Here is a 23785-nt window from a genome sequence, read left to right on the forward strand (position 1 = left end):
TTGGTGCGAGAGGGAAGGAGGGGGGATTGCGTTCGGGAGAAAAATCGAAGAGGGGGGAAGGAAAAGAAGTTCCCCCCCCCGGTGGCCCCCCCCGGGGGCCCGGCCCTCTTCCGGCAGGGTGGGTCAGCCCGCGCTCACGCCGTCCGTCTCACCGGCGGTCGCCCCGCGCTGCCCCGGCACCGCATTGGTCAGCTCGACGGGGTCGGCGCCCGCCGGGCCCAGCCGGGACTCCTGGCCGACGTTCCGGGCCTCGGCCTTCAGGGCGAGGTCGGCCACGGCGGTGTTGAACTGGTCGATGGACTTCGGCTCGTCCGGGCCCAGCAGATAGCGCTTGAGCTCTCCGCGGTCCTGGGCCAGCGGGTCGCCGGACGGGTCGCGTACGGCGTCCAGCAGGCCGTCCAGCTCGGCGGCGCTGTTGGAGAGGATCACCGCGGCGCGCACGGCCGTGTTCTGCCGCTTGAACTCCTCCACGCCGAGTGCGGCGGAGTCCGTGACCGCGTACGGCTTGCCGCTCGCGATGAAGTCGGAGACCACGGAGGAGATGTCCGAGACCATCGCGTCGGAGACGTTGAAGCAGTCGTACAGGCGCGGCTCGGAGCCCGTGACGACCCGGTGCTCGTGCGTCGGGAAGGAGCGCCAGTAGGCCTCGTTCCACTCGGCCCGCAGCCGGGCGATCTCCTCGTGCTTCCTGACGTCGACGACACCCTCGCGGGTGGCCTCGGCCTCGTCGCCCCTGTCACCGCCGGTGCCGGTCAGCTCGGCGATCCGGGCCTCGATCCGGGCCAGGTCCGCCTTCGCCCCGGCCTGGGCGGCCGCGTCGGCGGTGAAGCGGGCGTCCGCGGCGCGCTCGGCGGCGGCCTTCTCCACCAGGGCGGTGATGCGCACGTGCGCGGCGCCGGCCTCCTTGCTGACGGTGCCGGTGAAGGGGTGCGGCTTGTACAGGACACGGACCGGCGGGTCGGCCGTCACCAGCTTCTTCACGATGTGCTCGCCGGCGAGCACGATCGAGGTGTTGCCGGGGTTGCCGTCCCAGCCCTCCCAGGTGGGCGCGTACAGAACCGTCGGGCAGCGTCCGTCCACGGCCCCGCCGTGCGGGCCCCCGGGCAGGCCCTGCCAGGTCTGGATCGGCGCCAGCTGCGGGCGGCCGACCTCGACGATGTCGTCGTCACGGACGCCGACGTCGGCGATGGCGTAGCGGTCGCGGCCCGCGCGGCCGGCGGTCCACACCTCGTCGTACGCCTTGCTGTACGGGTTGACGCTGGCCAGCTTGTCGCTGTCGCCGTGGCCGATGAAGACGTGCTTCATGGTGGGCACGCGCAGCAGGTGGATGTTCTTGCCGACGTTCGCCGCGTAGAGGGCGACCCGCACGGTCGACAGGTCCAGGTTCATCAGGTGCACGCCTCCGGGCACGCAGATGACGGGGACCGTGGTGGGCGCGAGGTTGGCGAGGATCACGCGCTCGCGGAGGATGATCAGCGGCCGGGTGTCCAGCTGCTCCATCGTCTCCAGCCACATGTTGACCTGGTACGCGGAGTCCTTGGAGCCGGAGAAGTACAGGACCGTCTCGGGCTTGTAGGCGGCCAGCCAGTCGTCGACGGCGGCGAGGACCACGTCGGCCTTCGGCGGGGTCTTCCTGCCGCGCACGTACGGCAGCAGCACCGCCACGTACAGGCAGCCGAGGCCCGCGGTGAGGCCGATCCCCACGAAGCCCTCGACGGGCGAGTCCACAAGGGCCGAGACCAGGACGCCGACGACGGCGAACAGGTCGAGATGGAGCATCTTCTCCGCGGAGCGGTGCAGCAGGCCGCGCGGCGGGGCGTCCGGGATGCGGATGCGGGTCTTCAGGTCGATGTTGCGGGTGGCGACCGGCATCCGGCGGCGATTGCGGATGAGGGTGACCAGCGCGCCGTGCGGGGCCTGGAGACCGTAGAAGGCGATGAAGCAGGCGATCGCGCCGTAGAAGATCAGGTCGTCCGCGTGGGACAGGCGGGCCAGCAGCATGATCAGCAGCAGCTGCCGGATCAGGAAGCGGATCGACAGTCCGGCCCGGACCTTGCTGAGGCGGTTGATCAGGTAGCTGCCCTTGCGGTGCAGATAGTGATCCGCCAGGTACGTCACGGCGGCCGCGGCCGCGAAGGCGGGAACGCTCGGGACGAGCGCGGCCAGCATGAGCGCCGGGAAGCCCAGGATCATGAGGGCCGCCGCGGCCAGCTCGGCCGCGCTGCCCACCCGGGCGACGCGAATAGCGGTGGATATCACGGATAACCTTTTGCTGACAAAGAGGCCGGAATGTAGACCTTGCGGATGATCTGGGCGACTTACGGATTCAGGCCTCTGTGAATGCTCCGCATACGCGCAGCCACAGAGGCCTGAATTACCGATAACTAATTGATGCCGATTATGCCACGCCGTCCTGGCGGTCCAGAACACTGGCCAGCGCCTGCTCGAAGCCGGAGGCCTGCCCCGCGGGCGCCGTCGGGTCCTGCTGGCGGACGTCGATCACATGGCCGGTCAGCTCCGACAGCAGCACGTCGAGCGAGGTCCGGGCCACGGCCTCGGAGGAGAGCAGCGAGCCCGCCGGCTCCTGGCCGAAGGCCTTGGTGCGCATCGGGGTGGCGGTGCGCTCGGGGTTGATGCAGTTGACGCGGATGCCGTCGCCGGCCCACTCGTCGGACAGGGCCTGGGTGAGGTTCACCATGGCGGCCTTGGTGGAGGAGTAGAGGCTGTACTCGGCGCGGCCGCGGGTGTAGCTGCTGGAGGTGTAGAGCAGCAGCTGGCCCTTGGTCTCGGCCAGGTACTTGTACGACGAACGGGCGATCTGTACCGGGGCCAGGTAGTTGACCTTCAGCGCCTCCTCGATGGTGGCGTTGTCGGTCTCGTCGAGCCTGCCGATGCGCAGCACACCCGCGGTGTTGACGACGTAGTCGATCCGGCCGGTCTCCGCGTACGCCTTGGACAGCGCGTCGTCGACCTCCTCCGGGTTCTCCACGTGGGTGCCGGTGGTGGAACGGCCGAGCGCGTAGACGTGTGCGCCGTAGGACTCGACGAGTTCGGCGATGTCCTTGCCGATGCCGTACGAGCCACCGAAGATCACGATCGTCTTGCCGGTGAGCAGCTCGCGGTAGGCCTCCTCGCCGTTCTGCTCGGGCGCGGCGGTGGAGGCGAGCTGGAAGAGCTTGTCGGCGATGAAGACGTCGACCGGCTGCGTCACCTTCATGTTGTACTCGTCGCCCGCGACCACGTGGATCGGCACGTCGGGCAGGTACTTGAGGACCACCGAGCAGTCGTCCGTGGCCTGGAAGTTGGGGTCGCCGGCGGCGACCTCGTAGGCACGGCGGATCGTGGACAGCTTGAAGGCCTGCGGGGTCTGGCCGCGGCGCAGCCGGGAGCGGTCCGGGATCTCGGTGATGAACTCGCCGTCCTCGCCGTGGGTGCGGGTCACGATGATGGTGTCCGCGGACGGGATGGCGACGTCGACCGCCTGGAAGCGCTCCAGCGCGGTCACGCAGTCGTCGATGACGCGCCGCGAGAGCAGCGGGCGCACGGCGTCGTGGAAGAGGACGTTGACGTCCTCGCCCTCGGCCAGGCCCTCACCGAGGGCCGAGATGGCGCGCTCGGTGGTCTCGTTCCGCGTCGAGCCGCCCTCGATGATCTTCTTGACCTTGCGGAACCCGGCCTTGGCGACGATCTTCTCGATGTCCGGCACATAGCCCGGCGCCATCAGGACGATGATGTCGTCGATCGAGTCGGCGTTCTCGAAGGTGGTCAGAGTGTGCTCGATGACTGCCTTGCCGGCGATCTTCAGCAGCTGCTTGGGGATCGACAGACCCACCCGCTGACCGGTGCCACCGGCCAGGACGACTGCGGTGGTTCGGGGCTTGGCTATGTGCTGTGACACAGGCTGACCTACCTTGGGGCGACAGGGAACCGTGAAATGGTCCCACTTCGGGTAACCGCAGTGCAAGGTGAGTGACGTCCCATGCATATGTGCGCGCAACCTGGCATTCACCTGACCGTCCTGGTGATTGGGTGCGGGCGCCGTGGAACCCCCGTGGAATTGCTGTGAGTAAGTCCACAGGTGCCGTTCGGCACCTCCCGAGCCGCTTCGGACGGCGGGGGCCGAGGGGGCGCCGGTGAGGAGCGCCTGGGCGGGGCGGAGATCCTCGCGCCCCGGGACGCGGTGCTGCACGCGTTCTTCATATGCGGCACGGCACGGTTATATACGGCACGGCACCGTTGCGGGACGGGCAGGGAATACGGCTCGCCGGGCGGCTCATTGCCGCAGAATTCCCACATAAAGATTCCGCAGCATTTCGGTCTCGGCCGGGACGAGCGGCCGATTCACACCGTGCGGAACCCGAGTGCGCCGCCTCGGGCGGAGCTGACGAGAGCCTGGGACACGGATGCGTCCCAGGCTCTCGTCAGCTCGGCGTTATACGACGCTAACGCCCGGTTCGTCCGATTCCACGCGCAGTCGCGCCAGCGTGCTCGCGGTGGCCTGCGGCTTCACGACCGTGTCGACGATCCGGACCTGGGCGTCGATGCCGTCGCGGCGGATGTCGAAGAGGTGGTAGCCGCGGTGCGCGTCGATCACCTTCCAGTGCGGGTTGTCCGCCTTCAGCGGGTCCCACTGGGCATGGAAGGCGGCCTGGTCCTGGTCTCCGTTGCTGGAGATGGAGGTGCCGACGAACTCCGCGCCGACGACGTCGGAGTCCGGGTCGGCGAAGTCCTCCTTGAGGTCGCTGATCATCGTCAGGTGCCGGTCGCCGCTGAGCACGACCGGATTGCGGATGCCGGCGAAATCCTCCAGCAGGGCGTTGCGCTCGACCTGGTAGCCGTCCCAGGCGTCGTAGTACCAGAGCTTGCCCTCGCCGAGCAGCAGGTCGGTCTCGGCCATCATGATCTGCGAGGCGATCAGGTTCCAGCGGGCCGGGGAGTCGTAGAGCCCGTCCAGCAGCCACTGCTTCTGCTGCGCGCCGAGCATGGTCATCGACGGCTCCTCGGCGCCGGCCTGGCCGGTGGCCTGGTCGCTGCGGAACTGCCGGGTGTCCAGCACGTTGAGCCGGACCAGCCGGCCGAACTCCAGCCGGCGGTACATCTGGATGTGCGGGCCGTCCGGGATCGCGGTGGCGCGGACCGGCATGTGCTCGTAGTACGCCTGGAAGGCCGCCGTCAGCCGGGCGACGAACGCGTCGTGCGACTGCTTGTCAGGGTCCTGCGGGATCTCGCCGGCCCAGTCGTTGTCGACCTCGTGGTCGTCGAAGGTGACCACCCAGGGGGTGTTCGCGTGCATCGCGGCGAGGTCGGGGTCGGTGCGGTACTGGGCGTAGCGGTTGCGGTACTGGACGAGGGTGTACGGCTCCCCCTTGCCCTCGTGCCGCCGCACGGAGGCCGCGGTGGGCGCGGACTCGTAGATGTAGTCGCCGACGAAGAGGACGAAGTCGGGGTCCTGGGCGAGCATGTCGGCGTACGGCGTGAAGTAGCCGTGCTGCCAGTTCTGGCAGGAGGCGAGGGCGACGCGCAGCGAGCCGCCCTTGCGGTGCGAGTGGGGAGCGGTGCGGGTGCGGCCGGCGGGCGAGAGCTGGCCGCCGGCCCTGAAGCGGTACCAGTACGGGCGGTCCGGGCGCAGCCCCCGTACGTCCACGTGAACGCTGTGCCCGTACTCGGGCCGGGCCTCGGCGGTGCCTCTGCGGGCGGTTCTTCTGAACCGCTCGTCCTCGGCGATCTCCCAGTCCACGGGGAACACCGCGTCGGGCATGCCGCCGCCGTTCAGCGGGTCGGGGGCGAGCCGGGTCCACAGCACGATGCCGTCGGGCAGCGGGTCGCCGGACGCGACGCCGAGGGTGAACACGCCGTCGGGCAGCGGGGTGTCGGCGGCCCGGGCGGTGGCCGGCAGCCAGAGCTGGGCGGTGGCCGCGGCGCCGAGCACGGCGGCTCCGGCGGCCAGAAAGCGGCGTCGGTCGGGGGTCAGTAATCCGGTCATTCGCTAACTCCCTTGCCACGGGGGCCTCTTGGACTTCTCTCGCGGACCTTCGGAAGCTCCCACGGCCGGCCGGTCCGCCCGCTGAACGGGAGCACGCGCGTGCATGACAACTAGGCAGACAGCAGAAGACCCGTTGCGGCACCGGAACCACAGGAAAGCGCGTGATCTTGCCACAAACGGGTCTGATCGAAGTGTCAGGGGATGTTCACGGTAACGGGTGTTCAGTGGGTGAATCCCGAACCTATCCGGCCATTCCGCTCACGCCGGAGTACGACACCGGCGGACGCGAACGCACGAGGGCCCGGGGGCAGCAGCCCCCGGGCCCCGGCAAAACCCGGCCCGATTACTCGAACGGGTCGAACTCGTCGTACTCCTGCAGAGCCTCGTCCCGCTCCGCCTGCTTGTCCCGTCGGCGCTGCGCCGCAGGCCGCGGGGCGTCGAAGCGGTGGTCCTCGCCGCGGCGGCCGAGCATCTCCGCACCCGCCATGGCCGTCGGCTCCCAGTCGAAGACGACCGCGTTGTCCTCGGGTCCGATGGCGACGCCGTCGCCGTTGCGGGCGCCCGCCTTCATCAACTGCTCCTCGACACCGAGGCGGTTGAGCCGGTCGGCGAGGTAGCCGACGGCCTCGTCGTTGTTGAAGTCGGTCTGGCGCACCCAGCGCTCCGGCTTCTCACCGCGCACCCGGAACAGCGGCTCGTCGCCGACGTCCTCGCGGGTGACCGTGAAGCCCGCGTCGTCCACGGCCTTCGGCCGGATGACGATCCGCGTCGCCTCCTCCTTCGGCTTCGCGGCCCGCGCCTTGGCGACCAGCTCGCCGAGCCCGTACGACAGCTCCTTCAGCCCGATGTGGGCCACCGCCGACACCTCGAAGACACGGTAGCCGCGCTCCTCCAGGTCGGGCCGGACCATCGCGGCGAGGTCCTTGCCGTCCGGCACGTCGACCTTGTTCAGGACGACGATCCGGGGACGGTTGTCGAGGCCGCCGTACTGCCGCAGCTCCTCCTCGATGACGTCGAGGTCGGAGACCGGGTCACGGTCGGACTCCAGCGTCGCGGTGTCCAGCACGTGCACCAGCACGCTGCACCGCTCCACGTGCCGCAGGAACTCCAGCCCGAGGCCCTTGCCCTGGCTGGCCCCCGGGATCAGACCGGGCACGTCGGCGATGGTGAAGACGGTCGAGCCGGCCGTCACCACGCCCAGGTTGGGCACCAGTGTCGTGAACGGGTAGTCGGCGATCTTCGGCTTGGCCGCGCTGAGCACGGAGATCAGCGAGGACTTGCCGGCGCTCGGGTAGCCCACCAGGGCCACGTCGGCGACGGTCTTCAGCTCCAGCACGATGTCCTGGAGGTCCCCGGGCTCGCCCAGCAGTGCGAAACCGGGTGCCTTGCGGCGGGCGCTCGCCAGCGCCGCGTTGCCGAGACCGCCCCGGCCGCCCTGCGCGGCGATGTACGAGGTGCCGTGGCCGACCATGTCGGCGAGCACATTGCCCGCCTTGTCCAGGACGACCGTGCCGTCCGGCACCGGCAGGATCAGGTCCTGGCCGTCCTTGCCGGAGCGGTTGCCGCCCTCGCCGGGCTTGCCGTTGGTGGCCTTGCGGTGCGGGGAGTGGTGGTAGTCCAGGAGCGTCGTGACCGACTGGTCGACGGTCAGGATCACATCACCGCCACGGCCGCCGTTGCCGCCGTCCGGGCCGCCGAGCGGCTTGAACTTCTCACGGTGGACGGAGGCACAGCCGTGGCCTCCGTTACCCGCGGCGACATGCAGCTCGACGCGGTCCACGAAGGTGGTCATGGTTCGGTGCCTCCAGATGAGTACGGATATGTCTTGTGTTAACACGCGAAAGGCGGACCCGCCTTCCCGACCGGGAAGTGAGGTCCGCCTCGCGAAGTGAAGCGTTCGGTCAGGCGACCGGAACGATGTTCACGACCTTGCGGCCACGGTGGGTACCGAACTCCACCGCACCGGCCTGCAGCGCGAACAGCGTGTCGTCGCCGCCACGGCCGACGCCCGCACCGGGGTGGAAGTGGGTGCCGCGCTGACGGACCAGGATCTCACCGGCGTTCACGACCTGACCGCCGAAGCGCTTCACGCCGAGCCGCTGGGCATTGGAGTCGCGACCGTTCCGGGTGGACGATGCGCCCTTCTTGTGTGCCATCTGTTCTCAGTCCCTTACTTCGCAGCCGCGGGGATCTCAGTGACCTTGATCGCCGTGTACTGCTGGCGGTGGCCCTGACGACGACGGTAGCCGGTCTTGTTCTTGTAGCGCAGAATGTCGATCTTCTGGCCCTTGTGGTGGTCCACGACCTCGGCCTGGACCTTGATGCCGGCCAGCACCCACGGGTCGCTGGTCACAGCGTCGCCGTCGACAACGAGCAGGGTCGAGAGCTCGACCGTGTCGCCAACATTGGCAGTGGAAATCTTGTCAACCTCAACGATGTCGCCGACAGCAACCTTGTGCTGGCGACCACCGCTGCGCACGATGGCGTACACGCGGATCTCTCTTTCGCTCGATGAACGGCACCCCCGCAGGCCAGCCGCCCGGGAACACCACGGGCGACCTCTCCCGGCCAACCGTGTGCCCGGGAGGAAGAGGTTTACAGGGATGTGGCGTTTCAGTGGACACGCCGACGGTCAAGGTTACGGGGCCACGGCCGAAGGGGTCAAACCGGGTCGGGCCCCCGGGGTATGCGGCCGGTCACATGAACCGGCCGCATACCCCTTCGGGCGTCAGCCCTCGTCGGTGGCTGCGGAGACCGTGGTGGTCTTCTTCGCCGTCGACTTCGCGGCGGCCGTCTTGGCGGTCTTGGCCGCCTTCTTGGCCGTCGTCTTCTTTGCGACCGTCTTCTTGGCCACGGTCTTCTTGGTGGCCGCCTTCTTCGCCGTGGCCTTCTTGGCCACCTTGCGGGCGGTCTTCTTGGCCGGCGGCACGGCCTCCTCGGCCGCCTCCGCGCTCTGCTCGGCGGCGGGCGCCTCGGCGGCCGCCTCCGGCGCGGCGGCCGGCACGACCACGACGGCCGTCTCCTCGGAGGCGGTCGGCGCGGTGGCCTTGCGCACGGCACGACGGCGCGGGCGGGCCGGGGCGGCGCTCTCGGCGGGCGCCTCCTCGACCGGCGCCGGGGCCGCGGGCTCGGGCTGCTCGACCGGAGCCGGGACCGCCGGCGCGGCCTCGGTGACCGTCACCACGGACGCCTCCGCACCCGCCGGGGAACCGGCCGGCGCCGACACCTTCCGGGTCGCACGGCGGCGCGTACGGCCCTTGGGCGCGGCCTCCTCGGCCGCGGGCTCCTCGGCGACCACCGGCTCCTCCACGGCGACCGGCTCGGCGAGCGCCTCGGCGGCCGGCACCGGCTGCACGGGAAGAGCGGCCTCCTCGGCGGCCGTGACGGCCTGAGCGGTCGGTGCCTCGGCGACCTCGGCGGTCTCGGCGGCCTCGGCGGCCTGGGCGGCCTTGCGGCTGTCGGCCCTGCGGCCCTCGGCCTTCGGCGCACCGGCCGGAGCCGAGGCCCGGCGGCCGGCGCGGCGACGCGTACGGCCGCGGGTGGCCGCCGCCTCCGCCTCGGCGACGCTGCTGTACAGCTCCTCGTCCGGCGCGAACTCCGGCTCGGGCAGCGCGACCGGCTCGGCGGTCTCGGCCACCACCTCGGCCACGGTCTCGGGCTCCGGCTCGACGGCCTCGCCGGTCTCCACGGCCACGGCGGCGGTCTCGTGCTCGTGCACGTGCCCGTCACCGCCACGCCCGCGCTTCTTGCGCTTGCCGCCACCGCCGGCGACGGCGGTCGGCTGCTCCATGTGCACGATGACGCCACGGCCGTTGCAGTGGACGCAGGTCTCGGAGAAGGACTCCAGCAGGCCCTGGCCGACCCGCTTGCGGGTCATCTGCACCAGGCCCAGCGAGGTCACCTCGGCCACCTGGTGCTTCGTACGGTCGCGGCCCAGGCACTCCAGCAGGCGCCGCAGCACCAGGTCACGGTTCGACTCCAGGACCATGTCGATGAAGTCGATGACGATGATGCCGCCGAGGTCGCGCAGCCGCAGCTGGCGCACGATCTCCTCGGCCGCCTCCAGGTTGTTCCTGGTGACCGTCTCCTCCAGGTTGCCGCCCTGGCCGGTGAACTTGCCGGTGTTGACGTCGACGACGACCATCGCCTCGGTCCGGTCGATCACCAGCGAACCGCCGCTGGGCAGCCAGACCTTGCGGTCCAGCGCCTTGGAGAGCTGCTCGTCGATCCGGTACGTGGCGAAGACGTCGACCTCGGAGGTCCACCTCGACAGCCGCTCGGCCAGATCCGGGGCGACGTGCGAGACGTAGCCGTGGATCGTCGACCAGGCGTCGTCGCCGCTGACGACGACCTTGGAGAAGTCCTCGTTGAAGATGTCGCGCACGACCCGGACGGTCATGTCCGGCTCGCCGTACAGCAGCGTCGGCGCGTTGCCGCTCTTGGCCTTCTTCTGGATGTCCTCCCACTGCGCCTGCAGCCGCTCGACGTCCCGGCGCAGCTCCTCCTCGCTCGCGCCCTCGGCGGCGGTGCGCACGATGACGCCCGCGTCCTCGGGGACGATCTTCTTGAGGATGGTCTTCAGCCGGGCGCGCTCGGTGTCGGGCAGCTTGCGGCTGATGCCGGTCATCGAGCCCTCGGGGACGTACACGAGGTAGCGGCCCGGGAGGGAGACCTGGCTGGTCAGACGGGCACCCTTGTGCCCGATCGGGTCCTTCGTCACCTGGACGAGGACGGACTGGCCGGACTTCAGGGCGGCCTCGATGCGGCGCGGCCCGTTGGCCATGCCCAGCGCCTCGAAGTTGACCTCACCGGCGTACAGGACGGCGTTGCGGCCCTTGCCGATGTCGATGAAGGCGGCCTCCATCGACGGCAGCACGTTCTGGACCTTGCCCAGGTAGACGTTGCCGACGTACGAGGTCGACTGCTCCTTGTTGACGTAGTGCTCGACGAGCACGCCGTCCTCGAGCACACCGATCTGCGTGCGCTCGCCGTGCTGGCGGACGACCATCACGCGCTCGACGGCCTCGCGGCGGGCGAGGAACTCGGCCTCGGTGATGATCGGGACACGGCGGCGGCCCTGCTCGCGGCCCTCGCGGCGGCGCTGCTTCTTCGCCTCCAGGCGGGTCGAGCCCTTGATGGACTGCACCTCGTCGGACGGCTCGGCGGCCTTGCGGGGCTCGCGGACCTTGACGACCGTGCGCTCGGGGTCGTCGGCGGTCGGCTCGGCGTCGACGCCGCTGTCACCGGCCCGGCGACGACGGCGGCGGCGCCGGCGGCTGGAGCTGGAACCGCCGGACTCATCGTCGCGAGCCTCCTCGGCGTCCTCTTCCTCCTGCTCGGCGGTGTCCTCGGCGTCCTGGGCGGCCTGCTCCACGGCCAGTTCGTCGCCCTCGGCGTCCACGCCCTCGCCCTCGCCGGTGTCACCGCGGCGGCGCCGGCGGCCGCCCCGGCGGCGACGGCGGCGCGAACCGGACTCCTCGTAGCCGTCCGCGCCCTCGGCGCCGTCCGCCTCCTCGGCGTCGGCATCGGTGTCGGCCTCGGTGTCGGCGAGGTCCTCGGCGGACTCCTCGGGCTCCCGCGCCGGCTCCTCGTCCCGCGCGGTGGCCTCCACGGCCTGCGTCTCCTCGGCGACGGCCCGGCGGCGACGGCGGCGGCCACGCGGGCCGGACTCGACGCGCTCCTCCGCGTACTCCTCGGGCTCCTCGGGCACCTCGGGCTCTGCGGCCTCGGCAGCGGCCGCGGCGGCGGCCCGCTCCGGGGTCTGGAACCTCGGCTCGGCGAACACCGGTGCCTGGAACACGGCCACGGCGGGCCGGGCCGGCCGGCGCGGCGCCTCGGCGTCCTCGGCCGAGGGCTGCGCGGGGGCGGAGAACCCGGCCGCGGCCTGGCGCACGACGCGACGGCGGCGGCGCGGGGCCGCACCCTCGGCGGCGGCCTCGGCGGCGGGGGCCTGCGGCGCTTCGGCGGCGGGGATCTCGGCGGCGACAGGCTCGGCGGCCTGCGCGGTCGCGGCGGGCTCGATCTCGGTCTCCTCGACGGGCTGGGCGGCCTCGGCAGCGGCCGCGGCGGCCTCCTCGGCGACGGGAGCACCGGCCGGCGCGGACACCCGACGGGTGGCACGGCGACGGGTACGACGCGGGGCCTCCTCAGCGGGGGCCTGGGGCTCTTCGGCGGCCGGAGCCTCGGCAGCGGGGGCGGCCTCGGTCTCCTCGACGGGCTGGGCTGCCTCGGCAGCGGGCACGGCGGCCTCCTCGGCGACGGGAGCACCGGCCGGCGCGGACACCCGACGGGTGGCACGGCGACGGGTACGACGCGGGGCCTCCTCGGCGGGGACCTCGCCGGCATCGCTCGCCTCGGTGACGGGCGCGGTTTCGGGGGTGGGTACGACGTCCGCAGCGGGCGCGGCCTCGGCGGCCGGGGCCTGCGCGGCGGGCTCGGACGCGGGCGTCCCGGCGGCCTTCGGCGCCCCGGTGGGAGCGGAGGCACGGCGGGTGGCCCGGCGGCGCGGACGGCCGGCGGACGCGGCTTCGGCCTGCACGGCCTCCGTCTCCGCCGTCTCCTCTGCCTTCTCCGCGGCCTTGCTTCCGGCCTCGGCGGCGATCGCGGTCTCGGCGGCGGCCGACGCGGCGGCGGGCAGCACGGACTCCGCCGTCGCCGGGGTTCCGGCGGGCGCGGAGGCGCGGCGGGTGGCCCGGCGCCGGGTACGACCGGCGGGGGCGGGCTCCTCGGCGGGCTGCACGGACTCGACCGCCTCGGCAGGCTCCATGGATCCGGCGGCCTCGGGGGTCCCGGAGGCCTCGGCGGCCTCGGCGGCCTCGGTCGTGGCCGTGGCGGCCGGTACGACCGTCTCGACGGTCTCCGCGGACGTGGGCGCACCGGCGGGCGCGGAGGTGCGGCGGGTGGCCCGGCGGCGCGGGCGGGCGGCCGGGGCGGGCTCTTCGACGGCGGCGGGCTCCACGGCCTCGGCTGCGGTCTCGGCCGCCTCCTCCGCCTCCTCCGCCTCGGTGATCTCGTCGGCGTCCGCGGCCGGTATGGCCGGCACGGTGACCTCGGTGGGAGCCTCCCCCGCGGCGGGCGGGCCCGCCGGGCGAGAGGCTGCACGGCGACGCCTGCGCGGCGGCAGGGTGTCGCTGGGAGTGTTCAGTTCGGAACCCTCAGTGGGTTCGGTCGGCTCGAGCATGCGGGCGTTTCTCCCGTCAGGCTCCCGGGCGCCGCACCTGGTCCGGCGCCGGTCACGGTGGACCGTTCGCCGTTGACGTCCGCGGCCCGCGCGATGCGCGATGGCCGCCGTCCGGGGCGCGGGCGCCGCACGGGAGCACTCTGTGTCCTGTCTCGCCGGTTCCGTACGCCTTGTCGGTACGGCCTGGCGAAAGTCTTCTGGTCGGTGCGCTGCCCGACCCAGGTGGCTCCCGAGTACAAGGGCTGCGCTTCGACGTCCGTCCCTACGCGGAACCTTCCGGCGTCGGCGCCGTCGCGGCGGCAGCCGGTGCGGCCTTCGGGGCCTGGGCTGCCTCGCGGTCGGGCGCGAGCGGGTCGGTCACCGTGCCGGTCTCTTCATCGAACAGCCCCTGCGCCAGCCTGGTCACCGCTGCGGGGACCGGCGGCGCCAGGTCGGCCACGGCGCGGAGACCGGACAGGACGTCGTCGGGTCGTACGGCAGGCGTCACGTGCCGAACAACCAGCCGCAGTATCGCACAGGGCTGGTCGGTCGGCCCAGCAAGGAGCGCGTCGTCGGCCGCTCCGGTGGAGCCGATGCTTGCATCGGGCTGCGAAATGTGCGTTTCCAGTTGAACGACAGCGGGGCGGGCGTCGAAGGTGCGGACGCCGTTCTTGGTCATGCGCTGCACCTCGACGGTGTCGGCCTTGGTGAAGGCCTCGACCGCACGCTCCGCGTCGAGGGGGTCCACGCCGTCCAGCCGCAGCTCCCAGACGGAGGCCGTGAGCCGGTCGGCGAGACCGGAGGTCCGTGCCTCGACCGCGTCGACGATGTCCAGCCCGGCGGGCAGGGACTCGTCGAGCAGCCCGCGCAGGGTCTCGGGGTCGCGGGGCGCGGTCAGCGCGATCTCCAGGTACTCCGCCTCACTGCCCGTGCCGGTGGGTGCGGCATTGGCGTACGACACCTTCGGGTGTGGCGTGAACCCCGCCGAGTACGCCATGGGCACCTCGGCACGGCGCAGCGCACGCTCGAAGGCGCGCTGGAAGTCACGGTGGCTGGTGAACCGGAGGCGGCCGCGCTTGGTGTAGCGCAGTCGGATGCGCTGCACCGCAGGTGCGGGCGGCGGGCCTTCGGGCTGTCGCTTGCCCAGTGTCCTAGTCCTTCGTGAGAACGGTCGTACTGCTACCAAGAGTACGTGTGTCGCGGCCCGCGGGTTCCCGGCGGCCCGACCCGCGACGCGCACGGCCCCGGGCGACGCGGGACGCGCCGCGGCGTCGCGCACGGCCCGGCGACGGGCCGCAGGACGGCGTCCGCCCGCGCGGATCCCGTTCCGGCCCGCGCGGCCGGACCCGGCTAGACCGTGCGTGCCTTGTACGACTCCGGATAGCGCTGGGTGAACTTCACGGCCCACACCAGCAGGGCGATGGGGATGACCCAGTTGAACCAGTCGTCCTGGGACGGGAAGCGGATGGCCAGCCATGTCGAGACCGTCATCAGGGCGAAGGCGGCGCCCCACACCGCCGTCAGCACCCTGTTGATGTGCTTGAAGACGGGTGTGTCCCACACGCTGGGCGGCGACTGCTCCCGGGCGTACTGCGCGGTGAAGGGGTCGGCGAGCAGCGATCCGAGGGCCACGACGGCCACCAGCCCGTTGGAGATGACCTGCGCGTACGTCTCCAGCCAGGTGAGCTGTCCGCGGTCCAGGGCCAGGGCGAGGACCGAGAGGACGGCGAAGAACACGATGCCGGCCATGTCGAGGATGCGGAGCTTTCCGTGCAGGATGTCCTGCCCCGACAGGACGATCGAGGCGATCAGTGCGGCGAGCGCCGCGTACTTCCAGGTACTGGGGCTGGCGACCACTCCGAAGATGATCCACGGGGCGAAGGAGAAGAACACGCCGCCCGTACTGACGGACTTCCGGGCCCGGGCTTTCGCCTCCGTCTGCTGAGCCATGGGCAGGCCTCCCGTCGGGTGTCGCGGCCGTCCCCCTTCTCATCGTCCTGCCGGCCGCCGCGGGTCGCATGCCGCCCGTGGCGCACCGGGCCCCGGCGGCCGGGGGCGCATCCGCGGGCCGCCCTTGTCACCGGGCGGACGCAGGACGGTAACGCCTTGGTCTGTGCACGCCAGACCTATGGCTTTCGGTCATGCCGACTGATTCGATGGGGTGACGCACATCACCACACTTGGGGGGCGACGATGAACTGGTACGTCGACGTACTGAAGAAGTACGCGGTGTTCACGGGCCGCGCGCGGCGGCAGGAATACTGGATGTTCTTCCTGTTCAACATGATCATCAGCATCGTTCTGGCGGTCATCGACCTTGCCATCGGATCGAGCATCCTGGGCATCATCTACGGCCTGGCCACCCTGCTGCCCGGGCTCGGCGTCGCCGTCCGCCGCCTGCACGACACGGACCGGTCCGGCTGGTGGATCCTCATCGCGCTGATCCCCCTGATCGGCACCATCATCCTCATCGTCTTCCTCGCCACCGAGGGCAAGGCGGAGCCGAACCAGCACGGCCCCAACCCGAAGTACGCGCCGGCCGTCTGAGCTCGCGGCACACGGAAGGCCCGCCGGAGTTCCCGGCGGGCCTTTTCGCTCTTCATCGCCGGGTCGATTAGGGTCATTTCACCAGCTTCCTCACACATGTCCCGCTCTTCGCACACATCCTGAACGGCCATCAGGGAGGGCACAACGGCGGAGAACAGTCGCCGGCACCTGGTCGGAGCGCTGACGTTCTGGCTGCGGCCCGCCTTCGCGCTGCGGGTCCTCAACCGCTTCCAGCGGGTCGCGGGCTTCGACCGCTCCATGGCTCTGGCGTCCAGCGCCCTGACCGCACTGGTCCCGGTCGCGATCCTGAGCAGCACCCTGCTGGGCAGCCTCACCTCGTACGACGCCGCGCAGCGGATCGTCAAACGGTACGGGCTCACCGGGCAGGGCGCCGAGGCGGTGAACGCCCTCTTCTCGCCCGCCGAGGGCAGCAGCACGAGCGTGAGCGTGTTCGGTGTGCTGTTCCTGGCGATCTCGGCCCTGAGCTTCACCCGGGTCCTGCAGCGCCTGTTCGAACAGGTCTGGGAACTCAAGCCGCTCAGCGTGCGCAACACACGCAACGGCCTGTGGTGGCTGCTCTCCGGCGCCGGCTACGCACTGGTCACCGGGTGGCTGAACGCCCTGCTCGGCTCGGGCCGGACCGGCCTGGCCGCCACGGTCTGCGAGGTACCGGTGACCGCCGTCTTCCTGGTCTGGAGCGGCCATGTGCTGTCCGCCCGCAGGGTCGCCTGGCGGGATCTGGTCCCCTTCGGGGTCACCGCGGCCGTCGTGACGGCGGTCTACTCCGTGGGCACCAGCGTCTACCTGCCGCATCTGTTCAACTCCTCCGCCGAACGGTACGGAGTGGTCGGCGCGGTCTTCGCGATGATCTCGGCACTCTTCGGGGCCATGCTCGCCGTCGTGGGGTCGGCCGCGCTGGGCCGCGAGGTGCAGGACGAGCTGTCCCGGATCGCCCGGGGACAGCGCACTCCGGACGACGAGGTCCGGCGTCAGTGGGACAGCCTGGTCGGGCAGACCCGCTCGCGCTGGCGCACCGTACGGCAGCAGATGTCCCGGCACCGGTCCGAGGACCCGCACGACCGCTGAGCGGGGGCGCGGTCCGCCCTCGCCCGGTGCCGCGGGCGCCGTCGCGGCACCGGAGGACACGCGGACGGCGGCGCACCCGGAAACAGGCTCACCCGGAACCGGCTCCACCGGATGAGGTTCACCGGGAACCGGCTCCACCGGATGAGGTTCGCCAGAAACCGGCTCCACCGGATCACGCTCACCGGGAACGGGCTCCCCCGGATCACGCTCACCCCGAACAGGCGAGGCGTCCCGCCGTCCGGCGGCACAGGCTGGAGGGGCCGGTACGGCACGCCCGAGGGCCCTGGAGCGAGGATGCCGAAGCAGACCCGAAGACAGGCACGCGCACGCCGAGCGGAGCGCCGGACCCACGCGGACTACACCGGCGGCCTGTACGGCTCGCTCCTCGCCGCCTCCGTCGTGGCCGGAACCGGCGCGCACGGCCCCCTCCCCCGCCTGGAACTGGCGCTGTTGCTGCTGGCGACCGGGGTGATCTTCTGGCTCGCACACGTCCACGCCCAGCTGTTCGGCGCCCGCATGGCGCAGCACCGGCTGAACCGTGCGGTCGTCGCCGAGGTGTGCCGTGAGGAGTGGCCGCTCGTGGAGGCCGCGGTTCCGCCCACGGTGGCGGTGCTCGTCAGCCCCCTGCTGGGCCTCGACCCCGTGGGCGCGGCCTGGCTGGCCCTGGCCGTCGCCCTGCTCGGCCAGGTGGGCTGGTCGACGGCTGCCGCGCTGCGTGCGGGCGCCACCCGGGGCCAGGTGATCGTCGCCGATGCCGTCAACCTCGTACTCGGACTGCTGATCGTCGCCCTGAAACTGGCCCTGAAGGAATGACCCGGGGCGCGGTGCGGGCTGCCGGCCCCGATACCACCTCGATGTCACCCGCTCCGGGTGAGGCCGCACGGGGACGCTTCGTCGAGGGTGGACGGGCACAGGTGCGGCACGCCACGCCCGCGGTACCCCGCCACAACTCACCCCTAGCGAGTTGACAGCCATGAGCGAACACACCGAACGCCTGGACGAGATGGGACCCGTCGACTACATGGTCGTGGAGTTCCCTGGCCACCGTCTGACGGGCGAGGGCTTCCCGCTGCTGCTGGATCTGGTCGACCGCGGCATCATCCGCGTCATCGACCTCCTGTTCGTACGCAAGGACAGCGACGGCACGGTCATCGCGCTGGACCTGGGCGACCTGGAGGGAGACATCGACCTGACCATGTTCGAGGGCGCCTCCTCCGGGCTGCTGGACCAGTCCGACATCGACGACGCCGGTACGGCACTGGAGCCCGGGAACTCCGCCGCGATCCTCGTCTACGAGAACGTCTGGGCGGCTCCCCTGGCCGTCGCCCTCCGGCGCGGCGGCGCCCAGCTCGTGGCGGCCGGACGCATCCCGGTGCAGGCGCTGCTCGCGTCCCTGGAAGCCGTCGAGTCCCATGACGCCGAGCACTCCTCGGCGTCCCCCAGGAGGTGAGACCATGCCCGGACTGCTCCGCGGCATCGCCCGCACCGCGGTCGTCGCGGGAACCGCCACGGCCGTGTCGAACCGTGTCTCACGGCGTCAAGCCGGCCGCTGGGCCACCCAGGCCGAACAAGAGGCCCCGCCGCCCCCGGCCGCGCCACCGCCACCGCCGCCTGCCGCGCCGCCGTCCACCGACGACGACATGGCCGCCAAGATCAACCAGTTGAAGGAGCTGGGCGAACTGCGCGACCAGGGCGTCCTGACGGAGGAGGAGTTCGCCGCTCAGAAGCGCGCGGTCCTGGGCTGACCCGGCCGCGCACCCCCTCCGCCCCGTCACCCGGACGGACACCCGGACCGTCACCCGGCCGGACGGAGGCCACGCACAACGGCCGGACGCAGGCAGCGCACGACGGCCGGACGACCCGCAGCGGGAACCGGCGACCCGGCGCCCCCTCGGACGGAGGCGACCCGACGGCCCCTCAGATGGAGCCGACGACCTTGCGCGGGGTGATGCGGACGACCACCCGTTCCGCGTCGCCCTTGGCCGCCGGGTTGAAGTCCGCGTAGTCCTTGCCCGTGTACTTGCGGGACAGCTCATCGATCAGCTGCTGTCCACCCTCGGTGGTGATCGTGGCCGTGCCCCGTACCTCGGCGTAGGTGTACGGCGCGTCCGGCGGATTGATCATGACGGACACGCGGGGGTCCCGGCGGAGGTTCTGCTCCTTGCGGCGCCCGACGGTCGTCGAGATCAGCAGGTCGTCACCGTCGCGCTTGACCCAGGTGACCGTCTGCTGGGCGGTGCCGTCGGGCTGGACGGTGGCCAGGCACACGAAGAGCGGTTGGTCGTCGATGAGGGCCTTGAGGTCGTCCGAGAGTCGAGCCGGCACAGTGCGGGTCCTTTCCTTGACTGCCCCCCGTCCGGAAACGGCCTGCTCAGCCTAGAAGATCACGTCTGCCCCCTTGGTCCAACTCGCCCACGGCCCACGGCGACGTACTCTCGACATACGCGGTGATCAATTAGGCTGAAAAGGGGCATCATGGATCTCCGGCTCAAGGACAAGGTCGCCGTCGTCACCGGGGCGAGCAAGGGCATCGGCTTCGCCATCGCCGATGCGTTCGCCCGGGAAGGCGCACACGTCGTCACCGGCAGCCGGAGCATCACTGCCGACCTCGAAGCGCTCCAGGAGAACCACGGCGTCACCGCGGTATCGGTCGACCTGTCCACCGCAGACGGACCGGACACACTCGTCCGGCACGCGGTGGACCAGCACGGCGGGCTCGACATCCTGGTCAACAGTCTGGGCGCCGGGACGCCCCGCCCGAGCTTCCTGGACGTCGACGACGCCGAGTGGCAGCGGATCTTCAACGTGACCCTGTTCAGCGCGGTCCGGACCAGCCGCGCGGCCCTTCCTCACCTGCTGGACGCGGACCGGGGTTCCATCATCAACATCAGCTCCATCAACGCGCGCCTGCCCTTCCCCATGGTCGTGGACTACTCCGCGGCCAAGGCCGCGCTGGCCAGCCTGACCAAGTCCCTGTCCGAGGAGTTCGCCCCACGAGGCGTCCGGGTCAACGCGATCGCCCCGGGACCGGTCCGCACGCCCTTCTGGACCGCTCCGGGCGGCTTCGCCGACGCGACGGCGGCCCAGGCCGGGACCACCGCACAGGAAGCCATCGACGTGGTCGTGCCGCAGCGCATGGGCATCTCCACCGGGCGGGTCACCGAAGCCCGCGAAGTCGCCGATCTGGCCCTCTTCCTCGCCTCGCCGCTCGCCGGCAACATCACCGGAGCCGAGTTCACCATCGACGGCGGCCAGGTCAAGACGGTGTGATCCGGGAAGCACGGCATCCACGAGCACGGAGGGCTCCCGCGAGCGATCCGCTCGCGGGAGCCCTCCGGTGCTGCCTGCCGGTGAGGGATGAGAAGACGGTCACGAGCAGGACATCCGTGCGACCCCGTCGTCAGGGGCGCAGGAGCAGGCTGTCGCCGCGCTCCTTCGCGGCGGCGTAGCGCTTGGCCACGTCCTGCCAGTTGACGACGGCCCACATCGCCTCGATGAAGTCCACCTTCTGGTTCTTGTACTGGAGGTAGAAGGCGTGCTCCCAGGCGTCAAAGACCAGGACGGGGGTCGAGCCCTGGCCGATGTTGCCCTGGTGGTCGTAGACCTGCTCCACGATCAGGCGGCCGCTGAGCGGCTCGTAGGCGAGCACGCCCCAGCCCGAACCCTGGGTGGTGGCCGCCGCCTTGGTCAGCTGCGCCTTGAAGCCGGCGAACGAACCGAAGGACTCGGTGATCGCGTCGGCCAGGTCGCCGACACCGTCCTGGGCCAGCGGCTCGCCGCCGCCGTCCTTCGGACCGGTCATGTTCTGCCAGTAGATGCTGTGCAGGATGTGCCCGGAGAGGTGGAAGGCCAGGCTCTTCTCCAGCCCGTTGATCGAGCCCCACGACTCCTTGTCCCGCGCCTCGGCGAGCTGCTCCAGGGTGTCGTTGGCGCCCTTCACATAGGCCGCGTGGTGCTTGTCGTGGTGCAGCTCGATGATCTCCGGGCTGATGACCGGGGCGAGCGCCGAGTAGTCGTAGGGAAGTTCCGGGAGCGTGTAGAGCGCCATGTCCAACGTCCTCCGACGTTATTGCCAATGATATGCAACTGCACGCTAACAGCAGGATCCATGACTGGCGATCAGGCCTTGGACCTAGGACCCTCACGTGTCGTACGGCGGACGACGGTTCGCGAGGTGCTACCGGCCTGCCGCCGGCGGCAGGTCCTGCTCGGTCCAGATCGTCTTGCCGGTGGGGGTGTAGCGCGTGCCCCAGTGGTGCGTCATCTGGGCGATGATGAACAGGCCCCGGCCGCCCTCGTCGTCGCTCGCGGCGTGCCGCAGATTGGGCGTGGTGTGGCCGGTGTCGGAGACTTCGCAGATCAGGGTCCGGTCGCGGATCAGGCACACCTCGATGGGACCGCCGACGTGGCGGATGGCGTTGGTGACCAGCTCGCTGACGATGAGCTCGCTGGTGAAGGTCAGTTCGTCCAGCCGCCAGTCGCGCAGCTGCTCGCCGACGGCGGCGCGGATGGTGGCCACCGCCGCCGGGTCCGGGGGCAGTTCCCACCGGGTGAACTGGTTCCGGTCGAGCAGCCGGGTGCGGGCGATGAGCAGGGTCGCGTCCTCGTCCACCGCCCCGGGCAGCAGGGTGCTCACCGCCCGGTCGCACAGCTCTTCCAGGGATGTCCGGCCGTCGGTGAGGACCTGGGACAGCTGTGCGAGTCCGGCGTCGCGGCCGTCGGCCACCTGGAGGAGGCCACCGGTGAAGAAGGCGACGAGAGTGCCCGGCGGGAACTCCAGTTCCGTGCTCCGGTAGGGCGGGCCGCCGACTCCCAGCGGTGGTCCGGGGGGCAGCTGCGGATAGTCGACGACGCCGGTGCGCGGTTCGACGACCGCCAGCACCGACTCCCCGGCCCGCGCCAGGCTGCACTTTCCCGAGACGGGGTCGTACACCGCGTACAGGCAGGTCACGCCCTGGGCTTCGTCGGCCTGTGACCTCGGACGGCCCGGGCCGTGGCCGTTTCCGCGCTCGTGCGCGGTCTGCTCGACCAGGTCGTCCAGGCGGGACAGCAGTTCGTCCGGGCTCAGGTCCAGCCGGGCCAGGACGCGCACCCCCGTACGCAGGCGTCCCATCGTCGCCGCGGCGGGCAGGCCGTGGCCGAGCACGTCCCCGACGACCAGGCCGACCCGGGTGCCCGACAGGGGAATGACGTCGTACCAGTCGCCGCCCACCCCGGACCCGCTGTCGGCGGGCAGGTAGCGGCTCGCCGAGTCGACGGCGGTGTGCTGCGGCAGGCGGCGCGGAAGCAGGCTCCGCTGGAGCTTGAGGGCCGCGGTGTGGCCACGGGTGACCACCGGCATCAGCAGGAGACCGAGGAGCAGGGCGCCCAGGCCCACGACGGTGACCCCGCCGGTCGGTCCGATCAGCGGCAGGTCGACGCTGGTCGCGCCGTACCCGGGAGCGGCGTAGACGAAGGTGGCGTAGAGGAACAGACAGAGCATGATCAGCCCGCCCAGACCGGGCAGCACACCCTTGAAGACGAGATCCTTGCCGCTGCGGGTGAGGACCTTGCGGTGGAACCAGAGGCAGGCGAACCCGGTCAGCCCGTACTGGAACGTGATCGCCAGACCGACCGAGTCGATCGAGTCGGCCAGCACATTGCCGCTGAACGAGGTCAGCAGGATGAGGAAGGCGATCGAGACCGCTCCCATGCCGACGGTGGACCAGGTCGGGGTGAGGAATCTGCGGTGGACCCGGGCGAACTGGGCGGGGACGGCCTTGTGGACGGCCATGGAGAAGACGGTCCGGGCCAGGGGCAGGATGGTGGTCTGGGTGGAGGCCAGGGCCGAGGTCAGCACCATCAGGATCAGCAGTCTCGACAGGACGAGCCCCGTGGCGTGGCTCCCGAAGACGGCCTCGCCCAGTCCGGAGAACACATCGTCCGAGTTGTCGGTGTTCCCCAGTCCGATGCCCGAGGAGCCGTCTCCCGCGAAGGCCTGGGCCGACGTGGACACCAGCCCGTACATGACCAGGAGCAGCACGGTCGACAGGACGGCGGCGCGTCCGGGGATGCGTGTGCTGTCGATCGTCTCCTCGTTGATCGAGACGGCGGTGTCCCAGCCCCAGTAGATGAAGACCCCCGCCAGGAGACCCGAGGTCAGGGCCTTCAGCGAGGGCACCTCGAAGGGGTTGAACCAGGAGCCGGAGACGTGGATCGCCGTGGGGGGAGGGTCGGTGTAGACCCTGACCAGCGCGGCCACGGCGAAGAGGATCAGCATCCCCGCTTCCAGGCACAGCAGCCAGCGCTGGACGGCGGCCGAGAACTCGATACCGACGTAGCAGACCGTGGTCATCACGGCGATCCAGATGACACCGGCCACGGTGGTCCACAGCCGGTCCTCCGCCAGCCCGTCCAGGCCCGCCAGCCGAAAGCTGTAGGTGCCGGCGATCTCGGCGAGACTCGCCATGACGATGACGTTGGCGACGACGATGCCCCAGCCGCCCATCCAGCCGGTGCGCGGGCCGAACGCGCGGGTCGCCCAGGTGAAGGTGGTTCCGCAGTCGGCGTTGCTCGCGTTCAGCTCCCGGAAGGCGTACGCGATCAGCAGCATCGGCACGAACGACAGCATGATGACGATCGGGGACTGCAGGCCGACCGCCGCGACGATGAGCCCGAGCGTGGCGGCGATGCTGTAGGCGGGCGCGGTGGACGCTATCCCGATGACCACCGAGGAGAACATGCCCAGGGCATCGCTCTTGAGCCCCTTCTTCCCGACCCCCGTCCCCGGAGCGGGGCGGGCGGCGGACACGGCGCCGTCGAAGTGCCTCACACTTGATTCCAACGCCGGGCCGCTGCCCTCCGCAACAGCGCGGGGACGACGGGGACAGCGCGGGGCCGACGGGCCCGAATACCGAATCGGCGTGGCCCGGTGCGCTGAAGCGGCCCTTCCCGAATGCCGAAGCGGCACCCCGCAGCGCGCTGAAGAAGCCCTCTCCGAATGCTGAACCGGCGCCTCGCAGCGCGCTGAA

At 71.1% G+C, this 23785-nt stretch carries 18 protein-coding genes; 6 read left to right on the top strand and 12 right to left on the bottom strand.

Annotated elements, in window-relative coordinates; all coding sequences use genetic code 11:
• Positions 1–123: 123 nt before the first annotated feature.
• The 9 genes from ACZ7P3_RS08725 to ACZ7P3_RS08765 form a co-directional block, all read right to left on the bottom strand.
• Positions 124–2229, bottom strand: a complete 2106-nt coding sequence (locus ACZ7P3_RS08725; RefSeq protein ID WP_472080316.1) for a hypothetical protein — start codon at positions 2227–2229, stop codon at positions 124–126.
• Positions 2230–2398: 169 nt separating this feature from the next.
• A complete protein-coding gene (locus ACZ7P3_RS08730) occupies positions 2399–3898 on the bottom strand; it encodes an SDR family NAD(P)-dependent oxidoreductase (protein ID WP_472079975.1) in 1500 nt (499 codons plus the stop codon).
• 534 nt (positions 3899–4432) lie between these two features.
• Complete coding sequence (locus ACZ7P3_RS08735; RefSeq protein WP_472079976.1) at positions 4433–5983, bottom strand: alkaline phosphatase D family protein; 1551 nt, start codon at positions 5981–5983, stop codon at positions 4433–4435.
• Positions 5984–6326: 343 nt separating this feature from the next.
• A complete protein-coding gene (obgE, locus tag ACZ7P3_RS08740; protein WP_472079977.1) occupies positions 6327–7775 on the bottom strand; it encodes a GTPase ObgE in 1449 nt (482 codons plus the stop codon).
• A gap of 109 nt (positions 7776–7884) precedes the next feature.
• Positions 7885–8139, bottom strand: a complete 255-nt coding sequence (gene rpmA / locus ACZ7P3_RS08745; RefSeq protein ID WP_023550764.1) for a 50S ribosomal protein L27 — start codon at positions 8137–8139, stop codon at positions 7885–7887.
• 14 nt (positions 8140–8153) lie between these two features.
• Entirely contained in the window at positions 8154–8474 is a 321-nt protein-coding gene (gene rplU, locus ACZ7P3_RS08750) for a 50S ribosomal protein L21 (RefSeq protein WP_033525816.1), read from the bottom strand.
• Between the two features lie 237 nt (positions 8475–8711).
• Positions 8712–13163 carry an Rne/Rng family ribonuclease gene (locus ACZ7P3_RS08755; protein WP_472079978.1) on the bottom strand — a complete coding sequence of 1484 codons (4452 nt, stop codon included), beginning with the start codon at positions 13161–13163 and terminating at the stop codon, positions 8712–8714.
• A 262-nt stretch (positions 13164–13425) separates the two neighbouring features.
• Positions 13426–14247 carry a TIGR03936 family radical SAM-associated protein gene (locus tag ACZ7P3_RS08760; RefSeq protein ID WP_472079979.1) on the bottom strand — a complete coding sequence of 274 codons (822 nt, stop codon included), beginning with the start codon at positions 14245–14247 and terminating at the stop codon, positions 13426–13428.
• 245 nt (positions 14248–14492) lie between these two features.
• Positions 14493–15092 carry a hypothetical protein gene (locus ACZ7P3_RS08765; protein ID WP_472079980.1) on the bottom strand — a complete coding sequence of 200 codons (600 nt, stop codon included), beginning with the start codon at positions 15090–15092 and terminating at the stop codon, positions 14493–14495.
• Between the two features lie 243 nt (positions 15093–15335).
• Between ACZ7P3_RS08765 and ACZ7P3_RS08770 the strand changes: the two genes are divergently transcribed.
• The 5 genes from ACZ7P3_RS08770 to ACZ7P3_RS08790 all read left to right on the top strand — a co-directional run bounded on the left by ACZ7P3_RS08770 (position 15336) and on the right by ACZ7P3_RS08790 (position 18520).
• Positions 15336–15689 (top strand): DUF805 domain-containing protein, encoded by a 354-nt coding sequence (locus ACZ7P3_RS08770; protein ID WP_472079981.1) that lies wholly within the window; start codon positions 15336–15338, stop codon positions 15687–15689.
• A gap of 210 nt (positions 15690–15899) precedes the next feature.
• Entirely contained in the window at positions 15900–16775 is an 876-nt protein-coding gene (locus ACZ7P3_RS08775) for a YhjD/YihY/BrkB family envelope integrity protein (protein WP_472080317.1), read from the top strand.
• Between the two features lie 294 nt (positions 16776–17069).
• Positions 17070–17588, top strand: coding sequence for a hypothetical protein (locus tag ACZ7P3_RS08780; protein ID WP_472079982.1), 519 nt, complete (start codon positions 17070–17072; stop codon positions 17586–17588).
• A gap of 160 nt (positions 17589–17748) precedes the next feature.
• Positions 17749–18225 carry a DUF6325 family protein gene (locus tag ACZ7P3_RS08785; RefSeq protein ID WP_472079983.1) on the top strand — a complete coding sequence of 159 codons (477 nt, stop codon included), beginning with the start codon at positions 17749–17751 and terminating at the stop codon, positions 18223–18225.
• Positions 18226–18229: 4 nt separating this feature from the next.
• The gene (locus ACZ7P3_RS08790) at positions 18230–18520 is read left to right on the top strand and encodes an SHOCT domain-containing protein (RefSeq protein ID WP_472079984.1); all 291 of its coding nucleotides are present in this window, start codon (positions 18230–18232) and stop codon (positions 18518–18520) included.
• Between the two features lie 172 nt (positions 18521–18692).
• Here the strand turns inward: ACZ7P3_RS08790 and ACZ7P3_RS08795 are convergent, their stop codons facing one another.
• Positions 18693–19100, bottom strand: coding sequence for a PPOX class F420-dependent oxidoreductase (locus ACZ7P3_RS08795; protein ID WP_472079985.1), 408 nt, complete (start codon positions 19098–19100; stop codon positions 18693–18695).
• Positions 19101–19250: 150 nt separating this feature from the next.
• Between ACZ7P3_RS08795 and ACZ7P3_RS08800 the strand changes: the two genes are divergently transcribed.
• Positions 19251–20045 carry an SDR family NAD(P)-dependent oxidoreductase gene (locus tag ACZ7P3_RS08800; protein WP_472079986.1) on the top strand — a complete coding sequence of 265 codons (795 nt, stop codon included), beginning with the start codon at positions 19251–19253 and terminating at the stop codon, positions 20043–20045.
• Between the two features lie 130 nt (positions 20046–20175).
• On the opposite strand, the gene ACZ7P3_RS08805 is transcribed toward ACZ7P3_RS08800, so the two are convergent.
• Entirely contained in the window at positions 20176–20823 is a 648-nt protein-coding gene (locus ACZ7P3_RS08805; RefSeq protein WP_472079987.1) for a superoxide dismutase, read from the bottom strand.
• A gap of 129 nt (positions 20824–20952) precedes the next feature.
• A complete protein-coding gene (locus ACZ7P3_RS08810) occupies positions 20953–23586 on the bottom strand; it encodes an amino acid permease (protein ID WP_472079988.1) in 2634 nt (877 codons plus the stop codon).
• Between the last annotated feature and the right edge of the window lie 199 nt (positions 23587–23785).

The sequence above is a fragment of the Streptomyces sp. NPDC107581 genome, from assembly GCF_055657175.1.